20 protein-coding genes are annotated in these 19,466 nt (G+C 66.5%); 15 read left to right on the forward strand and 5 right to left on the reverse strand.

The annotated features are described in order from the left end of the window. Positions 1 to 18 precede the first annotated feature (18 nt). Positions 19 to 987 (reverse strand): quinone oxidoreductase family protein, encoded by a 969-nt coding sequence (locus NA5_RS35845; RefSeq protein ID WP_062993498.1) that lies wholly within the window; start codon positions 985 to 987, stop codon positions 19 to 21. A gap of 82 nt (positions 988 to 1,069) precedes the next feature. On the opposite strand from NA5_RS35845, the gene NA5_RS35850 reads away from it, so the two are divergent. Beyond that, on the forward strand, positions 1,070 to 1,645 hold the full coding sequence (locus NA5_RS35850) for a TetR/AcrR family transcriptional regulator (protein ID WP_062993476.1): 576 nt from the start codon (positions 1,070 to 1,072) through the stop codon (positions 1,643 to 1,645). On the opposite strand, the gene NA5_RS35855 is transcribed toward NA5_RS35850, so the two are convergent. Then, positions 1,642 to 2,355: an HD domain-containing protein gene (locus tag NA5_RS35855; RefSeq protein WP_062993477.1), complete on the reverse strand. Its 714-nt coding sequence runs from the start codon at positions 2,353 to 2,355 to the stop codon at positions 1,642 to 1,644. The two genes, NA5_RS35850 and NA5_RS35855, sit on opposite strands and share 4 nt — an antisense overlap. Before the next feature lie 134 nt (positions 2,356 to 2,489). On the opposite strand from NA5_RS35855, the gene NA5_RS35860 reads away from it, so the two are divergent. Further along, positions 2,490 to 3,338, forward strand: a complete 849-nt coding sequence (locus NA5_RS35860; RefSeq protein ID WP_063813794.1) for a hypothetical protein — start codon at positions 2,490 to 2,492, stop codon at positions 3,336 to 3,338. Between the two features lie 3 nt (positions 3,339 to 3,341). Here the strand turns inward: NA5_RS35860 and NA5_RS35865 are convergent, their stop codons facing one another. The 3 genes from NA5_RS35865 to NA5_RS35875 form a co-directional block, all read right to left on the reverse strand. Further along, positions 3,342 to 3,788 carry an SgcJ/EcaC family oxidoreductase gene (locus tag NA5_RS35865; RefSeq protein WP_062993478.1) on the reverse strand — a complete coding sequence of 149 codons (447 nt, stop codon included), beginning with the start codon at positions 3,786 to 3,788 and terminating at the stop codon, positions 3,342 to 3,344. Positions 3,789 to 3,850: 62 nt separating this feature from the next. Continuing rightward, positions 3,851 to 4,477, reverse strand: coding sequence for an alpha-ketoglutarate-dependent dioxygenase AlkB (locus NA5_RS35870; RefSeq protein WP_062993479.1), 627 nt, complete (start codon positions 4,475 to 4,477; stop codon positions 3,851 to 3,853). 51 nt (positions 4,478 to 4,528) lie between these two features. Beyond that, a complete protein-coding gene (locus NA5_RS35875) occupies positions 4,529 to 5,083 on the reverse strand; it encodes a TetR/AcrR family transcriptional regulator (protein WP_063813792.1) in 555 nt (184 codons plus the stop codon). Between the two features lie 103 nt (positions 5,084 to 5,186). Between NA5_RS35875 and NA5_RS35880 the strand changes: the two genes are divergently transcribed. The 13 genes from NA5_RS35880 to metK all read left to right on the forward strand — a co-directional run. Then, positions 5,187 to 6,047, forward strand: a complete 861-nt coding sequence (locus tag NA5_RS35880; protein ID WP_245672606.1) for an SAM-dependent methyltransferase — start codon at positions 5,187 to 5,189, stop codon at positions 6,045 to 6,047. A 164-nt stretch (positions 6,048 to 6,211) separates the two neighbouring features. Continuing rightward, positions 6,212 to 6,847 (forward strand): bifunctional pyr operon transcriptional regulator/uracil phosphoribosyltransferase PyrR, encoded by a 636-nt coding sequence (pyrR, locus tag NA5_RS35885; RefSeq protein WP_062993482.1) that lies wholly within the window; start codon positions 6,212 to 6,214, stop codon positions 6,845 to 6,847. A 37-nt stretch (positions 6,848 to 6,884) separates the two neighbouring features. After that, positions 6,885 to 7,841, forward strand: coding sequence for an aspartate carbamoyltransferase catalytic subunit (locus NA5_RS35890; RefSeq protein WP_062993483.1), 957 nt, complete (start codon positions 6,885 to 6,887; stop codon positions 7,839 to 7,841). Beyond that, positions 7,838 to 9,133, forward strand: a complete 1,296-nt coding sequence (locus NA5_RS35895; protein ID WP_062993484.1) for a dihydroorotase — start codon at positions 7,838 to 7,840, stop codon at positions 9,131 to 9,133. The genes NA5_RS35890 and NA5_RS35895 overlap by 4 nt, the downstream gene beginning before the upstream one ends. Beyond that, positions 9,134 to 9,628, forward strand: a complete 495-nt coding sequence (locus NA5_RS35900) for a PH-like domain-containing protein (RefSeq protein ID WP_062993485.1) — start codon at positions 9,134 to 9,136, stop codon at positions 9,626 to 9,628. Beyond that, the gene (gene carA / locus NA5_RS35905; RefSeq protein ID WP_062993486.1) at positions 9,625 to 10,740 is read left to right on the forward strand and encodes a glutamine-hydrolyzing carbamoyl-phosphate synthase small subunit; all 1,116 of its coding nucleotides are present in this window, start codon (positions 9,625 to 9,627) and stop codon (positions 10,738 to 10,740) included. The genes NA5_RS35900 and carA overlap by 4 nt, the downstream gene beginning before the upstream one ends. Beyond that, on the forward strand, positions 10,740 to 14,048 hold the full coding sequence (gene carB, locus NA5_RS35910; RefSeq protein WP_062993487.1) for a carbamoyl-phosphate synthase large subunit: 3,309 nt from the start codon (positions 10,740 to 10,742) through the stop codon (positions 14,046 to 14,048). The genes carA and carB overlap by 1 nt, the downstream gene beginning before the upstream one ends. Before the next feature lie 16 nt (positions 14,049 to 14,064). Further along, positions 14,065 to 14,889 (forward strand): orotidine-5'-phosphate decarboxylase, encoded by an 825-nt coding sequence (pyrF, locus tag NA5_RS35915; RefSeq protein WP_062993488.1) that lies wholly within the window; start codon positions 14,065 to 14,067, stop codon positions 14,887 to 14,889. 613 nt (positions 14,890 to 15,502) lie between these two features. Then, on the forward strand, positions 15,503 to 15,820 hold the full coding sequence (mihF, locus tag NA5_RS35920; RefSeq protein ID WP_062993489.1) for an integration host factor, actinobacterial type: 318 nt from the start codon (positions 15,503 to 15,505) through the stop codon (positions 15,818 to 15,820). A gap of 8 nt (positions 15,821 to 15,828) precedes the next feature. Next, the gene (gene gmk / locus NA5_RS35925; RefSeq protein WP_062993490.1) at positions 15,829 to 16,413 is read left to right on the forward strand and encodes a guanylate kinase; all 585 of its coding nucleotides are present in this window, start codon (positions 15,829 to 15,831) and stop codon (positions 16,411 to 16,413) included. 58 nt (positions 16,414 to 16,471) lie between these two features. After that, positions 16,472 to 16,753 carry a DNA-directed RNA polymerase subunit omega gene (gene rpoZ, locus NA5_RS35930; RefSeq protein ID WP_040692158.1) on the forward strand — a complete coding sequence of 94 codons (282 nt, stop codon included), beginning with the start codon at positions 16,472 to 16,474 and terminating at the stop codon, positions 16,751 to 16,753. A gap of 25 nt (positions 16,754 to 16,778) precedes the next feature. Then, complete coding sequence (gene coaBC, locus NA5_RS35935) at positions 16,779 to 18,002, forward strand: bifunctional phosphopantothenoylcysteine decarboxylase/phosphopantothenate--cysteine ligase CoaBC (protein WP_062993491.1); 1,224 nt, start codon at positions 16,779 to 16,781, stop codon at positions 18,000 to 18,002. 285 nt (positions 18,003 to 18,287) lie between these two features. After that, the coding region (metK, locus tag NA5_RS35940; protein ID WP_084484680.1) for a methionine adenosyltransferase at positions 18,288 to 19,466 on the forward strand (1,179 nt) is incomplete at its 3' end.

Genomic DNA, 19,466 nt, shown 5'->3' on the forward strand with positions numbered 1-19,466 from the left:
GGTTTGGTGTGCGTTGCGTCAGGGACGCAGGACGATTTTGCCGATGGGGGAGCGCTGTTCGATGAGTTGGTGGGCATTGGCCGCCTCATCGAGGGAAAGTACGGAATCGACTTGGGGAGCGAGGGTTCCGGTGGCGGCTCGGTCTAGGGCGGCGGTGCCGCAGCGGGACACTTCGGCGAGCCAAGCCGGACCGGCGCAGGCGGTGAGGGTGAGGCCGTTGGGGAGTAGATCCGTGGTGGAGATCTGAGCCGGAGCTCCGGAGAGCCAGCCGTAGCTGAGGATTCGGCCGCGCACCGGTGTCATGGCCGTCAGTAGGTCGCGGGCGGTGGTGCCGCCGATGGAATCGAAGACTACGTCGAGAGTTGTGCCGTCGAGGCTTTCGCGCAGCCGGTTCGGCCAGTCCGGCGCATTGTGGTCGATGACCGTGTCCGCGCCCAATGCCAGTGCACGCGCCGACTTTTCGGGGCCGCCAGCGGTCGCGATGACGCGCGCGGCGCCGAATTCCTTGGCGAGTTGGGTAAGCGCGCTGCCGACTCCCGTCGCGGCGGCTTCGATGAGGACTGTTTCGGTGCCGGTGAGTGCCGCGGTCGCGAGCAGCGGCAGTGCCACCGACCCGTCCATCAGGACGGCGGCCGCGTCGACCGACGACAGGGCGTCCGGTATCGCGGTCGCGGCGGCCGCTGGTGCGCAGACGAATTCGGCGTAGGAGCCGAAACCCATGGTCGCCACCGCGACCCGTCGACCCAGCAGTGCCGTGTCGACCCCGTCCCCGATCTCGACGACCACTCCGGCGGCCTGAAAACCGAAGACAACCGGTGGTTCCGCAGGCATCGGGAATTCGCCCGAACGCAGTTTGGTCTCCGGGAACAGCACCGGAATAGCCTCGGCGCGGATCACGAGTTCGCCGGGGCCTGGGTGCGGCACGGTGACATCCTGGGCGACCAGGACCTCGGGTCCGCCGACGCCGGTCATTACGATTGCCTTCATTGCTGACTCCATAACTTGACTGACGGTCCAGATGATTCGAACCATATGGACCGTCGGTCAAGTTGTCAATGAAGGTGGTGGAATGACCGACAAACGCCCGAGGGAAAGGGCGGATGCCGCACGTAACCGGCAGGCGATTCTGACCGCGACCGCCGCGCTGCTCGCCGAACACGGCGCCGACGCGCTCACCATGGACCGGGTCGCGGCCGCCGCCGGGGTCGGCAAAGGCACGATCTTCCATCGCTTCGGCAATCGCGCCGGATTACTGCACGAGATGATCGCCGAGAGCACCTTCGCCGTAATGGACGCCGTCCGGAGCGGACCGCCGCCGCTGGGCCCAGGGGCACCTGCCGGTGAGCGACTGCTGGCCTTCTTCGACGCTTTCGTGCGAATGATGACCGACAACATCGAGGTGACGGTCGCCTACCTACAGGGTCCTCCGCATCCACGCGCCGCCGAAATCCACGAATTCTGGGACGCCCACATCACCGCGCTGCTGCGCGAGGCTCGGCCCGACCTGGATGCCGAGGTGGTCGGCAGGCTGCTGCTCGGCGCACTGGGCGGCGAACAGGTGCCGCGACTGGCGCGTGCGGGGCAGACCGAGCGGCTGCTTGCGGCGGTTCGTGAACTCGTCGAATCGGTGCTGCGCGCGCCCTAGTCCCTTGCGAGGATGGCGGCGAAACGTTCGTCGGCGCTGTCGAGTTGGTGCAGGATATGCCGTTTGACGTGCTCCGCGAGCGGAGTGTCCGCGCGGGTGACGAGGTCGCGGTAGATATCGGTGAGCGGGCGGTACTTGGTGGCGAGTTTGCGCATCGCCGGACCGTCGGCGTAGAGGATGCCGACGCCGTTATCGGTGAAGTCGGACAATTTGACGATGCGCGCCCACGGGGCGCGATCGAGATTGGCCGCCACGTGTTCGCGGTATTGCGCGAGCCGATCACTATCCGGATCGGGTTCCGGATTGGTGACGGCGGCGACGAGCTCCGCGACCCGGGCGCCGAATCGAGCCGAGAGTTCGGCGAGGGCGGCATCGGTCGGCGCACCCGGACGCGCGCCCGCCAGTTCGACCGGGTGATCTTCGACCGAATCGTGCAGCAGTCCGGCCGCGACGACGTCCGGGTCCCGCACCTCGTAGTGGCTGACGATCCGAATGGCAACGCGCAGTATATGACTCAGATAGGGTTCGCGGCCGTAGCGATCGTCGCGGTGCAATTCGGTAGCCAGATCCAATGCCTCGGTGAGCCGTTCGGTGTCGGACAATTCGGCTATTTCCAGCAGTAATCGTTCGCGCAGTCCGCTTTCGCCGTAGACCTCGCTGATCGTATGCAGCGGCATCACGGCCAAAACCCCCGCCCCGGGATTGCTCATATAGCCAATCTATCGGGGGCGGCCGCTCACCGCTGTGCTCTGGACCACTGTTCAACTGCGCGAAAATAATCCGTTGCCGCGCGGTGGCCGTCGTGGTCTCCTGAAAGGCACGCGAGGCAGGACTGGAGGTGAATGTGGCCACGCACAACAAACGGCCGCGCCCCGGTTCGGCCACCGACAATATGGCGAAACTGCATCGCCGCACCATGGTGCTCGACGGGCGGGTGTATACGGTGCTGAGCCTGCGGCCCGGCAGCGATTTCCGCTTCGCCACCAACCATTTCCACCAGACCTGGCATGTGCTTTCCGATTGGCGCGGTGCGCGGATGCTGGCTCGGCTGCTGTGGGGTCTGGCCTATCAGCGGCGGCCGGGCACGCTTGTCGTCATCGATCCGGCGCATCTGGATCCCAACCCGTTCGATGCCGCACCGTCGGATCCGATCGTGCTGGTGCCCGCGGACCTGACCGTCTTCACCCGGGCCGCCGCCGTCGCTTTGCGGAGGCGACTGCCGTTCCGCGAGGGATCGCAGGGCACAGTGCGCTGGCAGACGTTCGGTCTGGATGCCGCGGTGGCCGAGCTGCAGGAGTGGCGCGCGAAGGGGCCGGGGGAGCGCGACTGGAATTTCGTCGACGTGCCGACCGGCTGGGAGCGGATCGACCGCATCGGCGGCATGGTCACGATCTTCGGCGCGCGTGATCAGCTGCGATCCTGGGCAACCTCGCTCGCGACACTCGGGACCTACGCCTACTACGGCATGGACTACGAGTACCTGGACAAGGATCGCAACGGTGAGGTGCAGATCTTCCGGCAGTACCGCAGGAAGGTGAACATCGCACGGCAGGCCCGCACCGAAATGCTCGTCCGGTTCGACGGACATGCCTCGACGGAGGAGGTCCAGCGGGCCATCTGGTCGCACGGGGCGACCGTTCGCCGCCGTCGCTACCCGACACGCGAGGAACGGCTCGCCACGCCTCTGAACTGACGGCTATTGCGCCTGCGGGATCAGTGTGTTCTGCCGTGCCGCGGTCCACCACCGACCGTTCTCTTTGACCAGGACGTACAGCGCGATCATCGCGTGATCGAGATCGATCAGCTCACCCTCGGCCGTCGTCGCCCGGGCGAGTTTGTGCGCGATCGCGATATCGGGCCGCAGGAATACGATGTCGACGACCTCGTAGCGGACATACTGATCCTTCAGAAATCCCGCCAGCCCCCGCCGATTCGCCTCCAGCAGTGCGTCTTTCCCGACCATGAGCGCTCCGACCGCATTGACCACCGCGGCATTGGCTGTGAAGTCGGCGGTCATGAGTTCGGCATCGTTGGTGTTGTACGCGGTTTGCGCATTGGCGATGATCTGCTCGATCGCCGCGATGTCGTCGGTGTGATCGACCGTGGTATCCGCGACCACGGGCTGAATTGTCGTTGCGCTCATGGAGATCAGCTTCTTATCTCAACCATGGTTGAGGTCAACTGGTCGTCGCTTCCGTCTCCGCGTCAGCGCACGCCCCGCGGCCGAAATTGGATGCTGATTCGCGGACCGGTCGGCCTGCGGGTCTTCGGTACGGCATGTTCCCAGGTGCGCTGGCATGAGCCGCCCATGACCAGCAGATCCCCATGTCCGACCTGAAATCGCAGACTCGCCCCGCCGCCGCGCGGTCGCAGCAGGAGTGCACGCGGCGCGCCGATCGAAACAATGGCGACCATGGTGTCATCGGTCGCCCCGCGCCCGAAGGTATCGCCGTGCCAGGCCACGCTGTCGCGTCCGTCGCGGTAGTAGCACAATCCGGCCGTGCGGAACGGTTCACCGAGTTCCTCGCGGTAGTGCGCGGTCAGTGCCTCCCGTGCCTCGTCCAGCGCCGGATCCGGCAACTGCGCACCCTCCTCGTAGAAGCACAGCAGCCGGGGCACATCGACCACCCGGTCGTACATCGGCCGCCGCTCGGCGTGCCACGGCACCTCATCCACCAACCGTTCGAACAGCACATCCGCCCCCGACAACCATCCGGGCAGCACGTCCACCCAGGCGCCACGAGTCAACTCCGTCCGATGCACGCCATCGAGCCCTCCCACCTCGATGTCCCCGAAGCCGTCGAGCAATGATCCCTGCAGCGGTGTCGACATGCCGCCGAATCTACGCCTTATCGAACATATGTGCTAGCGAAAAACGGTCATTCAATCCTTGCCGAGAATGTTGCGCGCGATATCGACGGCAGCGGCGTAGCACTCGTCGTCGGTGAGCGGGAGGTCGCCCATCATGGCAGTGCTCCAGCTGATGGCGAGCAGGGCCTCGCGCGCGCGGAAGACGGCGAGCGGCGGGTGGTTCGGTCCGGCCATCAGGTCGGCGAGCACGCGGAATTGGTAGCGCATGCTGGAGCCGAAGTCGAGTTGGCGGAAGGCGGGCTGGTTTTCGTGCCAGAAGCGGACCATGCTGCGGCCGATGCCGTGCAGTAGCGCGCCGTAGCGAGTGAGGATTTCGTTGGCTCGTTCCGGTCCGGGCGGTGCGCTTTCGGCCCAGGTCACAATCTCATCGATGCCGCGACGCAGGTCGTCGGAGAGGCTCGCGACGATGTCTTCCTTGGTGCGGAAGTGGTAGTACAGCGCGGCCTTGGTGACACCGAGGCGGTCGGCGATCTCGCGCAGGGAGGTCTTCTCGTAGCCCCGTTCGGAGAACAATTCCATTGCGACAGTACGAATCCGCTCCCGCGTATCGCTGCGGCGTCCGTCCATGGCGTCCTTCTCTTTTGCTTGACGACCGGCTAGCGGAAGCCTAGCGTCTTCGCTGAGCCCGAATTACTAGCCGGGCGGCAAGTTATCTATTGGGGAGGCGGCAGTGACCGAAAGGCATCCGAAGGCGCCGATGGCGGGCGTCGCACTGACGGCGGTCGGCGTCGCGGTCATCCGGGCGAAGGAATCCGTGCGCACCGACCGCCTGTATGACGATCCGTTCGCGCAGCTGTTCGTCGATGCTGCCCGCCGCGCATACCGCGAGGTCGACGGCGGAATCGAGCGCTGGGCGCGGCTGGAGGAGGTCGCGGATATGTTCTTCGAAGGCCGCACGGTCGGCGTCCGGCTCGTCGACGACCGGGTCGCCGAGGCGGTCGAACAGGGGATACGCCAGATCGTGCTGATCGGGGCGGGCTTGGATACCAGGGCATTCCGCATGGCTCTACCCGCCGACGTCCGAGTGTTCGAGATCGATCTGCCGGAGCTGTTCGCATTCAAGGAACCGGTCCTGGCCGCGGCACATGCGCAACCCCGCTGCGGCCGCGCGGTGCTCGCCATCGATTTGCGCGAGGACTGGGCAAAGTTGCTCGGGGAGCACGGATTTCGGCCGGATCTGCCCACGCACTGGGTGGACGAGGGCGTTCTCGGCTATCTGACCCACGAACACGCTCTGCACGTGGTCACCACGCTGACCGAATTATCCGCTCCGGGAAGCCGTTTCGGCGTCAGCCGCTTCGCCGTCGACGAAAATGCCCGGCCCTATGCCGAACTCAAACGCCTGGTCGGTGCGGGCGTGGGCGCGGACCGTCCGCGCACCGGCCTCGGCGTCGATGCCCGAACCTGGCTGGACGAACACGGCTGGCACACCGAATTCCGTAGCTGGGACGATATGGTCGCCGCCCTCGACCGGCCCGTCGCCTTGCACGATCCGGACATCGGAGTCGTCATCGCGGTCCGCGAACCGTGAACTTTCCGGAATGCTCCCCGGAATGTCCGGAGTGCCCGAACCGCGCGTGGCCCCGCTCACAGCGGGATACGCCTGGTTAAAGCGGTGCAAACGGCGCTGCTAGGCTGCATGCCGTAAAGACATCCTTTAACGGACCGTCCGGTGAGGCGGGGAAGGAGGTCGGCATGGCCGTGCCCGAGGAACGGGCCGCCAAGTCCGGCGCTGCCGAAACGTCGCAGCGACACACCCCGGAGTGGGTGAGCGCGGGACGCGAGTTGCTGTCTCCCTCCGACGTCGGCCGGACCATCGCGCGTATCGCGCATCAGATCATCGAAAAGACCGCACTGGATGCGGGCGAGTCGGACGCACCGCGGGTGGTGCTGATCGGCATTCCCACCCGCGGCACCACCCTGGCCGCGCGACTCACCGACAAGATCGAGGAATTCTCCGGCGTCCGCCCGGCCCTCGGCTCGCTCGACATCACCCTCTATCGCGACGATCTACGCAGCCGTCCGCACCGCCCGCTCGAGCGCACCTCGGTGCCCGAGGGTGGCATCGAGGACGCACTCGTCGTCCTGGTCGACGACGTGCTCTTCTCCGGCCGCACGGTGCGCTCCGCGCTGGACGGCCTGCGCGATCTGGGCCGCCCTCGCGCCGTCCAACTCGCGGTGCTCATCGACCGCGGCCATCGCGAACTCCCGATCCGCGCGGATTTCGTCGGCAAGAACGTGCCGACCTCCCGCAGCGAGGACATCTCCGTATTGCTCACCGAACACGACGGCCGCGACGGCGTCTATTTGCACCAGGAGGAAGCGCAGTGAACCGGCTCGCCGGAGCGAGTGTCAGCGAGGTGCGGTCGTGAGACATCTGCTGACGGTGACCGATCTCGATCGCGCCATCGCCACCGAACTGCTCGACGAGGCCGAACGCTTCGAACAGGCGCTGCTCGGCCGCGAGGTGAAGAAGCTGCCGACGCTGCGCGGGCGCACCGTAATGACGGTCTTCTACGAGAACTCGACCCGTACCCGGGTGTCGTTCGAGGTCGCGGGCAAGTGGATGAGCGCCGATGTGATCAATGTCAGCGCGAGCAGCTCCTCGGTCGCCAAGGGCGAATCACTGCGCGACACCGCATTGACTCTGCACGCGGCGGGAGCCGACGCACTCATCGTCCGGCACCCGGCCTCCGGTGCGGCGCACCAGATCGCGCGCTGGATGGATAGCTGGGCGGTCGCGGAGGGACGGCAGGGCCCGGCCATCATCAATGCCGGTGACGGTACCCACCAGCATCCGACGCAGGCGCTGCTGGACGCACTGACGCTGCGTCAGCGCCTCGGCGAAATCGAGGGCAAGCGGATCGTCATCGTCGGCGATATCCTGCACAGCCGGGTCGCGCGCTCGAATGTCTTCCTGCTCAATACTCTTGGCGCCGAGGTGGTGCTGGTCGCGCCGCGCACGCTGCTGCCGGTCGGCGCGGACCTGTGGCCCGCCCGGATCTCGCCTTCGCTGGACGCCGAATTGCCCGGCGCCGATGCGGTGCTGATGCTGCGGGTGCAGCAGGAGCGGATGAACGGCGGCTTCTTCCCGTCGGCCCGCGAATATTCGGTCAACTACGGGCTTTCCGAGCGCAGGCTCGCACTACTGGACGAGAACGCGGTCGTGCTGCATCCGGGTCCGATGCTGCGCGGCATGGAAATCGCCTCGCCCGTGGCCGATTCCCCGCAGGCGGCGATCCTGCAACAGGTGACGAACGGAGTGCATATGCGGATGGCCGTGCTGTTCCGGCTGCTGGTCGGTACCCAGGAGGCTGCCGCGTGAGTCTGCTGCTCAAGGGTGTTCGGCCGTACGGCGAGGGCGAGCCGGTCGACGTACTCGTGCGCGACGGTGTCATCGCCGCGATCGGAACCGATCTCGGCATTATCGACGCCGAGGTCGTCGACGCGCAGGGCCAGATACTGCTGCCCGGCTTCGTCGATTTGCACACCCATCTGCGCGAGCCCGGTCGCGAGGACACCGAGACCATCGAAACCGGTTCCGCCGCGGCCGCACTCGGCGGTTACACCGCGGTCTTCGCCATGGCCAATACCAACCCGGTCGCCGACTCGGTGGTCGTCACCGATCACGTGTGGCGGCGCGGTCAGGAGGTCGGCCTGGTCGATGTGTATCCGGTGGGGGCGGTCACGGTCGGCCTGGAGGGGAAGCAACTCGCCGAAATGGGCACCATGGCGGCCGGTGTCGGCGCGGTACGCATGTTCTCCGACGACGGACACTGCGTCTACGATCCGCTGCTCATGCGCCGTGCACTGGAGTACTCGAACTCCCTCGGCGTCTTGATCGCCCAGCACGCCGAGGAGCCGCGCCTGACCAAAGGTGCTGTCGCACACGAAGGCCCGACCGCGGCCCGCCTCGGCCTGGCCGGTTGGCCGCGCGCCGCGGAGGAGTCGATCGTTGCCCGCGACGCACTGTTGGCCCGCGACGCGGGTGCCCGCGTGCACATCTGCCACGCATCCACCGCGGGCACCGTCGAATTGCTGAAATGGGCCAAGGCGCAGGGCATTTCGATCACCGCCGAGGTCACCCCGCACCATCTGCTGCTCGACGACTCGCGCCTGGAGACCTATGACGCGGTCAATAAGGTGAATCCGCCGCTGCGCGAGGTATCCGACGCCATCGCGCTGCGGCAGGCACTCGCCGAGGGCATCCTCGACTGCGTCGCCACCGACCATGCCCCGCATGCCGAACAGGACAAGTGCTGCGAATTCGCCGCTGCCCGCCCCGGCATGCTCGGGCTGGAGACCGCGCTGTCGATCATCGTCCAGACCATGGTCGAACCCGGCCTGCTGGACTGGCGCGGGGTCGCCCGCGTGATGAGCGAGCGTCCCGCCGAAATCGTCGGACTCGACGGCCACGGCCGCCCGATCGAGGTCGGCGAACCGGCCAACCTGACGCTGGTCGATCCGGATGCGACCTGGACGGTGCGGGCCGCCGAACTCGCCAGCATTTCGAACAACACGCCGTTCGAGGACATGACGTTCCCGGCTCGGGTGACCATGACGTTGCTGCGAGGCCGGGTAACCGCCCGTGAGGGCGCGGCGGTGGGAGGTTCGTAAATGAGAGTTCTGTTGGTGGTCGGGCTGATCGCACTGTTCGTTCTGTGCGTCTGGTCGATGTACCGAGGCTGGCAGAACCGTGCCGCGCGGCAGGCGGCACGGATCGGCGAACTACCGCATGTGCCGGGTGATCTCGGCGCCCAGGTACTGGAGCCGACCACCGGACTGTATCTAGGCAGCACCATCGCACCCAGCTGGCAGGACCGGATCACGGTGGGCGACTTGGGTTTCCGGGCCACGGCGGAACTCACGCGGTTCGAACGGGGGATCCTGCTCGAGCGCGACGGTGCGACGGTGCTCTGGATTCCGCAGGAATCCATTACCGCCGTGCGGACCGAACGCGGACATGCGGGCAAGGTGATGACGGAAGGTGGTGTGCTGGTAATTCGCTGGAAGCTGCCGACCGGAACCGAGATAGATACCGGTTTCCGAGGTGACGACAAGACGGTGTACCCGGCGTGGGCCAGGGCTATGACGGGAGACGACGAGGGATGATGCAAGAAGCAGCAGCGTTGGTGTTGGAGGACGGCCGGGTTTTCCGCGGCACGGCCTTCGGCGCCGTCGGCGAAACACTCGGTGAGGCGGTGTTCTGCACCGCGATGACCGGGTACCAGGAGACCCTCACCGACCCCAGCTACCACCGGCAGATCGTGGTGGCAACGGCACCGCAGATCGGCAACACCGGCTGGAACGACGAGGACGACGAATCCGGCAAGATCTGGGTCGCCGGATACGCGGTCCGTGACGCCGCGCGCGTCGCGTCGAACTGGCGCTCGACCGGCACCCTGCAAGACCAGCTGGATCGGCAGCAGATCGTCGGCATCGCGGGTATCGATACCCGCGCGCTGGTGCGCCACCTGCGCACCCGCGGTTCGATGAAGGCGGGCATCTTCTCCGGTTCGGCGCTCGCCGACGCCGACGAACTGCTGGCCCGAGTCAACGGTCAGCCCTCGATGCTCGGCGCGGATCTGGCCGAAGAGGTCAGCACCGACGCGGTGTACACGATCGAACCGAACGGCGACCCGCGCTTCACTGTCGTCGCGGTCGACCTCGGCATCAAGACCAACACCCCGCGCATGTTCGCCCAGCGCGGCATGCGGGTGCATGTGGTGCCCTCGACCGTCTCGCTGGACCAGATCCTGGAGCTGAAGCCGGACGGCGTCTTCCTGTCCAACGGTCCGGGCGACCCGGCCACCCAGGACGGCGCGGTCGCCATCACCCAGGGTGTGCTGGAGAAGGGGCTGCCGCTGTTCGGCATCTGCTTCGGCAACCAGATCCTCGGTCGCGCCTTCGGCCGCAAGACCTACAAGATGAAGTTCGGTCACCGCGGCATCAATATCCCGGTCGTCGAACACGAAACCGGCCGGATCTCGATCACCGCGCAGAACCACGGCTTCGCGCTGGAGGGCGAACAGGGCGAACAGTTCGACACCCCGTTCGGCAAGGCCGAGGTCAGCCACGTATGCGCCAATGACGGCACCGTCGAGGGCGTGCGCCTGGTCGACGGCCGCGCATTCTCGGTGCAGTACCACCCGGAGGCCGCCGCCGGACCCCATGACGCCGCCTATCTCTTCGACCGTTTCGCCGGTCTCATGGAAGGAGCCTGATGCCTCGCCGCGAGGATCTGAAGCACATCCTGGTGATCGGCTCCGGCCCGATCGTCATCGGCCAGGCGTGCGAATTCGACTATTCCGGCACCCAGGCGTGCCGGGTGCTGCGGGCCGAGGGCCTGCGGGTATCGCTGGTGAACTCCAACCCGGCGACCATCATGACCGATCCGGAATTCGCCGATTCCACCTATGTGGAACCGATTACCCCGGAATTCGTCGAGAAGGTCATCGAAAAGGAGCGTCCCGACGCCATTCTCGCCACGCTCGGCGGGCAGACCGCGCTGAACACCGCGGTCGCCTTGCACGAGCGCGGTGTGCTGCAGAAATACAATGTCGAGCTGATCGGCGCCGATTTCGAGGCCATCCAGCGCGGTGAGGACCGGCAGAAGTTCAAGGACATCGTCGCCAAGGTCGGCGGCGAGAGCGCGCGCTCCAGGGTTTGCCACACCATGGACGAGGTCCGCGAAACCGTTGCGGAACTCGGCTTTCCGGTGGTCGTGCGGCCGTCGTTCACCATGGGCGGGCTCGGCTCGGGCATGGCCTACAACGAGGCGGACCTGGATCGGATCGCGGGCGGCGGTCTGGCCGCCTCGCCGACGGCCAATGTGCTGATCGAGGAATCCATCCTGGGTTGGAAGGAATACGAACTCGAGCTGATGCGCGACGGCCGCGACAATGTCGTGGTGGTCTGCTCGATCGAGAATGTGGACCCGATGGGTGTGCACACCGGTGATTCGGTCACCGTCGCACCCGCCATGACCCTCACCGACCGGGAATACCAGCGGCTGCGTGACCTTGGCATCGACATCCTGCGCGAGGTCGGTGTCGATACCGGCGGTTGCAATATCCAGTTCGCGGTGAACCCGCGTGACGGCCGCCTGATCGTCATCGAGATGAACCCGCGCGTTTCGCGCTCGTCCGCATTGGCTTCCAAGGCAACGGGTTTCCCGATCGCCAAGATCGCGGCCAAGTTGGCCATCGGCTACACCCTGGACGAGATCGTCAACGACATCACCAAGGAAACCCCGGCCTGTTTCGAGCCGACCCTGGACTATGTGGTCGTCAAGGCGCCGCGCTTCGCCTTCGAGAAATTCCCCGGCGCCGACGCCACGCTGACCACCACGATGAAGTCGGTCGGCGAGGCGATGTCGCTGGGCCGCAACTTCGCGGAGGCGCTGGGCAAGGTGCTGCGCTCGCTGGAGACCAAGGCCGCGGGGTTCTGGACCCAGGACGACGGCAACTGGACCGATACCGAGGCCATCCTGGCAGACCTGCGCACTCCGACCGAGGGACGCATCTACCAGGTCGAGCGGGCGCTGCGCCTGGGCGCGAGCATCGAGGACGTCGCGGCCGCCTCCGGCATCGACCCCTGGTTCGTTGCCGAGGTGGCCGGACTGGTCGAGCTGCGCCAAGAGGTCATCGACGCGCCCGTGCTCGACGAGCCGCTGCTGCGCCGCGCCAAGCACTATGGCCTCTCCGATCGCCAGATCGCCGCGCTGCGACCGGAATTGGCTGGTGAGACCGGCGTGCGCGCACTGCGGCACCGGCTCGGTATCCGTCCGGTGTTCAAGACCGTCGACACCTGCGCTGCCGAGTTCGAGGCCAAGACCCCGTATCACTACTCGACCTACGAGCTCGACCCAGCTGCCGAGTCGGAAGTCTCGCCGCAGCGCGAACGCGACAAGGTGATCATCCTGGGTTCCGGCCCGAACCGGATCGGCCAGGGCATCGAGTTCGACTACTCGTGTGTCCATGCGGCGCAGACGCTTTCGCAGGCCGGATACGAGACCGTGATGGTCAACTGCAATCCGGAGACTGTCTCCACCGACTACGACACCGCCGACCGGCTGTACTTCGAGCCGCTGACCTTCGAGGACGTGCTCGAGGTCTACCACGCGGAGACCGAATCGGGCACCGTGGCCGGTGTGATCGTGCAGCTCGGCGGCCAGACTCCGCTGGGTCTGGCACAGCGCCTCACCGACGCCGGTGTGCCGGTGGTCGGCACCAGTGCCGCCGCCATCGACCTGGCCGAGGACCGCGGTGAGTTCGGTGATGTGCTGGTCGCCGCCGGTCTGCCCGCGCCGAAGTACGGCACCGCCACCACTTTCGCGCAGGCGAAGAAGATTGCCGCGGGCATCGGCTACCCGGTGCTGGTGCGCCCGTCCTATGTGCTGGGCGGGCGCGGTATGGAGATCGTCTACGACGAGGCCTCACTGGAGGGCTACATCTCCCGGGCCACCGAACTCAGCCCGGAACATCCGGTGCTGGTCGACCGTTTCCTGGAAGACGCCATCGAAATCGACGTGGACGCGCTCTGCGACGGTGACGAGGTCTACCTCGGCGGTGTGATGGAGCACATCGAAGAGGCGGGCATCCACTCCGGTGACTCCGCCTGCGCACTGCCGCCGATCACCCTGGGCCGCAGCGATATCGAAGCGGTGCGTCGCTCCACGATCGCGCTGGCCAAGGGCATCGGCGTCAAGGGCCTGCTCAATGTGCAGTACGCGCTCAAGGACGATGTGCTCTACGTGCTCGAGGCCAATCCGCGGGCGAGCCGGACGGTTCCGTTCGTCTCGAAGGCCACCGCGGTGCCGCTGGCCAAGGCGGCCGCGCGGATCACCATGGGCGCCACCATCGCCGAACTGCGTAAGGAGGGCATGCTGCCCGCCGAGGGCGACGGCGGCCATGTGCCGCTCGACGCACCGGTCGCGGTGAAGGAGGCGGTGCTGCCGTTCCATCGGTTCCGCAAGGCCGACGGCAGCGGCGTGGATTCGCTGCTCTCGCCGGAGATGAAGTCCACCGGTGAGGTCATGGGAATCGACGCCGATTTCGGCACCGCCTTCGCCAAGAGTCAGGCCGCGGCCTATGGTTCGCTGCCGACCGAGGGCACCGTCTTCGTCTCGATCGCCAACCGCGACAAGCGCGCCATGGTGTTCCCGGTCAAGCGCCTCAACGATCTCGGCTTCCGCATCCTGGCCACCGAGGGCACCGCGGAAATGCTGCGCCGCAACGGAATTCCGTGCGAACAGGTGCGCAAGCATTCCGAGCAGGGTCCGGCTGACCAGCCGACCATCGTGGAGCAGATCCGCGACGGCGAGGTCGACATGGTGTTCAACACCCCCTACGGCAACTCCGGGCCGCGCGTGGACGGCTACGAGATCCGCACGGCGGCGGTCGGTGTGAACATCCCGTGCATCACCACCGTGCAGGGTGCGGCCGCGGCCGTGCAGGGCATCGAGGCGAGCATCAACGGCGGCATCGGGGTGCGCTCGCTGCAGGAACTGCATTCGGTGCTGCGTGGCTGACCGAGGAGACGCAGCGATGAAGACGTTCGGTGCCCGACTGCAGCACGCCATGCGGCACTTCGGGCCACTGTGCGTCGGCATCGACCCGCATCCCGGCCTGCTCGAATCGTGGGGCCTGAGCGACGATGTCGACGGTATCGAGAAATTCGCCGAGATCTGCGTCGAGGCCTTCGACGGCCGGGTGGCGCTGATCAAACCGCAGGTCGCCTTCTTCGAGGCCTATGGTTCCGGTGGCATCGCGGTACTGGAGCGCACCATCGAGGTGCTGCGCGCCTCGGGCACCCTTGTGCTCGCCGACGCGAAACGCGGCGATATCGGCTCGACCATGGACGCCTACGCCCGCGCCTGGCTCGGCGACGGACCGCTCGGCTCGGACGCGCTGACGGTCTCGCCGTATCTCGGATTCGGTTCGCTCGCACCGGCTTTGACGCTCGCGGAGGCGAACGGCCGGGGTCTGTTCGTCCTCGCGGCGACCTCGAATCCCGAAGGCGCACAGGTTCAGCGGGCACAGACGGCGAACGGTCGCACGATCGCGCAGACGATGGTCGACGCGGCGGCGCAGTGCAATGCGGGCCAGGAATTCGGCTCGGTCGGCATCGTGCTCGGGGCCACCCTCACCGAGGCGCCGGATCTCGCCGAGCTCAACGGCCCGATCCTGATGCCGGGCGTCGGCGCCCAGGGTGGCGGGCCGGAAACCGTGCGTGAGCTGGTGCCCGAGCATTTGTTGCACGCCGCGGTGCCGAATGTTTCGCGGGAGGTGCTCGGCGCCGGTCCGTCCGTCTCGGCACTGCGTGCCAAGGTGAGCGCGCTGCAGGAGGAGTTCGCGTTCCTGCGGCGATGACGCGGTGACGATTGCGGTGGACCGGCGCTTCGGTGTCGGTCCATTTCGCATTTCCGGGCCGGAGGCCGCGTTGAGCGGGCATGACGTGTCATATCGAACAGCTGTGCGGCCCGCTGCGCCGATTTCCCTGCCATTCGGCACCCCGATGGCCATGGCGGCTTCCTGATCGATCTCGGAGCCAACTGGACCGGCACAGCGTGCCGTGCGTACTTGTCGCGCTGCGGTCGATGCGAATGGCCGGAGCCCGAAATCGGTTATTTCCCACCTCCGACACGCGCAAGAACAACGCGACACGCGGGAAAATCCTAGAAAATTCCAGGTCGGACAGGTGACCGGTTGCTGGTCCGATGCGGGATGTCGCCGCAACCATCTCGCTAACCCGCTTTCGGTCGGAAAAAGCCCTGCTAGCGGGGCATTTCGAGATTTCGGCGGTAGGATCACCGCAGCGATCGACGCGCTGCGCGCATCCCGCCGGGCCCACCCCTACGACATCGGCGAATCATGCGCTGACCTGGGGGGTGGGTTCGCAATCGAGCAACGTCGTGGGTACGGTCGCTGAGACTGCTGGGTTACCGGCAGGAGTTGATGCAATGAACGATGAGACGGAGGAACCGTGGCCCTTCCCCAGCTGACTGACGAGCAGCGCGCCGCTGCTTTGGAGAAGGCGGCTGCCGCTCGCCGTGCTCGGGCGGAGCTCAAGGAGCGCCTGAAGCGTGGCGGCACCGACCTGAAGCAGGTCCTCACCGACGCCGAAACCGACGAGATCCTCGGCAAGATGAAGGTGTCGGCGCTGCTGGAGGCCCTGCCCAAGGTGGGCAAGGTCAAGGCGGCGGAGATCATGAGCGAGCTGGAGATCGCCCCCACCCGGCGTTTGCGCGGACTGGGTGATCGGCAGCGCAAGGCGCTGCTCGCCCGATTCGACTTCGCCTGACCACCAAGGTGGTCGAACACACGCGGAAGGGTCGACTGGTAGTACTGGTCGGCCCCTCGGCCGTGGGCAAGTCGACCGTGGTCCGTTGCGTCCGCGAGAGACTTCCCCAACTGGTCTTCAGCGTGTCGGCGACAACCCGGGCCCCCCGGCCCGGGGAGGTCGACGGCCGCGACTACCGGTTCGTGTCCCGGGAGGAGTTCGACGCCATGATCGCGGCGGGTGAACTCCTCGAGTGGGCTGATATCCACGGGGGACTGCAGCGCTCGGGCACTCCGGCCGCACCGGTGCGTGCCGCACTCGCGGCCGGGCTGCCGGTGCTCGTCGAGGTGGACCTCGAGGGCGCGCGGTCGGTGCGCAAGGCCATGCCGGAGGCGCTGCTGGTATTTCTCGCCCCGCCGAGCTGGGAGGAACTGGTTTCCCGGCTGACCGCGCGAGGCACCGAATCACCCGAGGTGATCGCCCGCAGGTTGGAGACCGCCAGGACGGAATTGGCGGCCTGTGACGAGTTCGACATCGTCATAGTGAACGACGAGGTGACCAGCGCCTGTGAGCACTTGGTATCGTTGTTCGCTAGCACAAATTCGAGTTCGTGACTCGCACTCTCGGAAAATCCCCCAGCCCGAAGAACCGATCCCCGCAGGAGCCCTCTCAGTGAGCAGTACGGACATCAAGCCCGCGCCCGCATACGACACTCCGGTCGGCCTCACCAACCCGCCGATCGACGAGTTGCTCGAGCGCACCTCGTCCAAGTACGCGCTGGTGATCTACGCGGCCAAGCGGGCCCGTCAGATCAACGACTACTACAACCAGCTCGGCGACGGCATTCTCGAATACGTCGGCCCGCTCGTCGAGCCCGGCCTGCAGGAAAAGCCGCTGTCGGTCGCGATGCGTGAGATCCACTCCGACCTGCTCGAGCACTCCGAAGGCGAGTAACAACCACATCTAGGCCGGAGGCGTAGTGACCACACGGATCGTCGTCGGCGTCGGCGGAGGGATCGCCGCCTATAAGGCCTGTTCGATCGTGCGCCGGTTCACCGAGACCGGGCATCAGGTACGGGTGATCCCCACCGAGTCGGCGCTGCAGTTCGTCGGCAAGGCAACCTTCGAGGCGCTGTCCGGGAACCCGGTGCACACCGATGTGTTCACCGATGTGCCCGAGGTGCCGCATGTGCGGTTGGGCCAGGAGGCGGACCTCGTGGTCATCGCCCCGGCGACCGCCGATCTGATGGCGCGCGCCGCACAGGGCCGCGCCGACGATCTACTCACCGCCACGTTGTTGACGGCCCGATGTCCGGTGTTGTTCGCGCCCGCTATGCATACCGAGATGTGGGAGCATCCGGCCACCGTCGCCAATGTCGCGACGCTGCGCGCGCACGGTGCGATCGTCATGGAACCCGCGTCGGGCCGCTTGACCGGCACCGACACCGGTCCCGGCCGGTTGCCCGAGCCCGAGGAGATCTTCGGGCTGGCGACGCTACTGCTGGAACGCGCCGATGCCATCCCGCGTGATCTGGTCGGCCGCCGCGTGGTGATCACCGCGGGCGGCACCAGGGAACCGCTGGATCCGGTGCGGTTCCTCGGCAATCGCAGCTCCGGCAAGCAGGGCTACGCATTGGCCAGAGTCGCCGCGCAACGCGGCGCCCACGTCACGTTGATCGCGGGCAATACGATCGAGATGGCCGCACCCGCCGCCGTCGACCTCGTGCACATCACCACCGCCGAACAGCTCAAGACCGCCGTCGAGAAGCATGCGGTCGGTGCCGACGCGGTGATCATGGCCGCGGCGGTCGCCGACTTCCGGCCGACCACCGTGGCCGCGGCCAAGATCAAGAAGGGCGCACACGAGCCCGACGTGATCCCGTTGACCAAAACCGACGATATTCTCGCCGGACTGGTCCAGTCGCGGCGCGATGGTCAGCTACCGGGAACCGCGATCGTCGGCTTCGCCGCCGAAACCGGTGACGAACACGGCGATGTGCTCACGCACGCGCGGGCCAAACTGGCGCGCAAGGGCTGTGATCTGCTGGTCGTCAATGCGGTCGGCGAGGGCAAGGCGTTCGAGGTCGACACCAACGACGGCTGGCTACTCGGTGCCGACGGCACCGAACAGGCGCTCGACCATGGATCGAAGGCATTGCTCGCGAGCCGGGTGCTGGACGCGCTCGGTCCGCTGCTGCACTGAGACCCGTTGCGGCGCTTGGTTTGCTGGGCACCGAGGGTGTCCGGTGGATACGCCGCCGAGTGATGGTTAGGCTGTTGTCGACCGCAACCCGGACTGGTCGATGTGTTGGAGGCTGGAGCCCCGGCCCGATATGTCGACGGATTTCAATAGTCTGAGACAGTTGCCTGTCGTCAACCCCGTCGCGTCGGTGGTTTGGAATAGTCTGAATGAAGGGTTGTGCGGTGGCCGCATCGCGTTACCGTCGCAATCCGATACGAGTAACCCGTTGAGGGAGAGGGAAGAACTGTGCCCACGTCCGGCAGCCGCCTTTTCACCAGTGAGTCCGTGACCGAAGGTCATCCGGACAAAATCTGTGACGCCATCAGCGATTCCATCCTCGACGCACTGCTCGCGGCCGATCCGCGCAGCCGGGTCGCGGTGGAAACTCTCGTTACCACTGGCCAAGTCCACGTCGCGGGTGAGGTCACCACATCGGCTTATGCGGATATTCCGAAAATCGTCCGTGAAAAGGTTCTGGAAATCGGATACGACTCGTCGGCAAAGGGTTTCGACGGTAATTCCTGCGGTGTGAATATCGCGATCGGTGCACAGTCGCCGGATATCGCCCAGGGCGTCGACACCTCGCACGAGGCGCGCACCGCCGGATCGGATGACGAGATCGAGCGGCAGGGCGCCGGTGACCAGGGCCTGATGTTCGGCTACGCCAACACCGATACTCCCGAGCTGATGCCGCTGCCGATCGCGCTCGCGCACCGGCTTTCGCGTCGGCTGACCGAGGTCCGCAAGTCCGGCGTGCTGCCGTACCTGCGTCCCGACGGTAAGACCCAGGTCACCATCGAATACGACGGCGACCGTCCGGTCCGGCTGGATACGGTCGTGATCTCCACCCAGCACGCCGCCGATATCGACCTGGACAACTTGCTGGCACCCGATATCCGCGAGAAGGTCGTCGATGTGGTGCTCGCAGATCTGGATCTGCCCGCGCCGCTGGATGTTTCCGATATTCGCCTGCTGGTGAACCCCACCGGCAAGTTCGTCCTCGGTGGCCCGATGGGCGATGCCGGCCTGACCGGCCGCAAGATCATCGTCGACACCTACGGCGGCATGGCGCGCCACGGTGGCGGTGCGTTCTCCGGTAAGGATCCGTCGAAGGTGGACCGCTCGGCCGCCTACGCCATGCGCTGGGTCGCCAAGAATGTGGTCGCGGCCGGACTTGCCGACCGGGTCGAGGTCCAGGTCGCCTATGCCATCGGCAAGGCCGCACCGGTCGGCCTGTTCGTCGAAACCTTCGGCACCGAGAAGGCCGATCCGGCGCGCATCGCCACGGCCATCACCGAGGTCTTCGATCTGCGCCCCGGCGCGATCATCCGCGACCTCGACCTGCTGCGCCCCATCTACGCGCCGACCGCCGCGTACGGCCACTTCGGCCGCACCGACGTCGACCTGCCCTGGGAGCACACCGAC

The organism is Nocardia anaemiae NBRC 100462 (genome assembly GCF_001612725.1).
In the GTDB taxonomy this organism is placed as follows: domain Bacteria; phylum Actinomycetota; class Actinomycetes; order Mycobacteriales; family Mycobacteriaceae; genus Nocardia; species Nocardia anaemiae.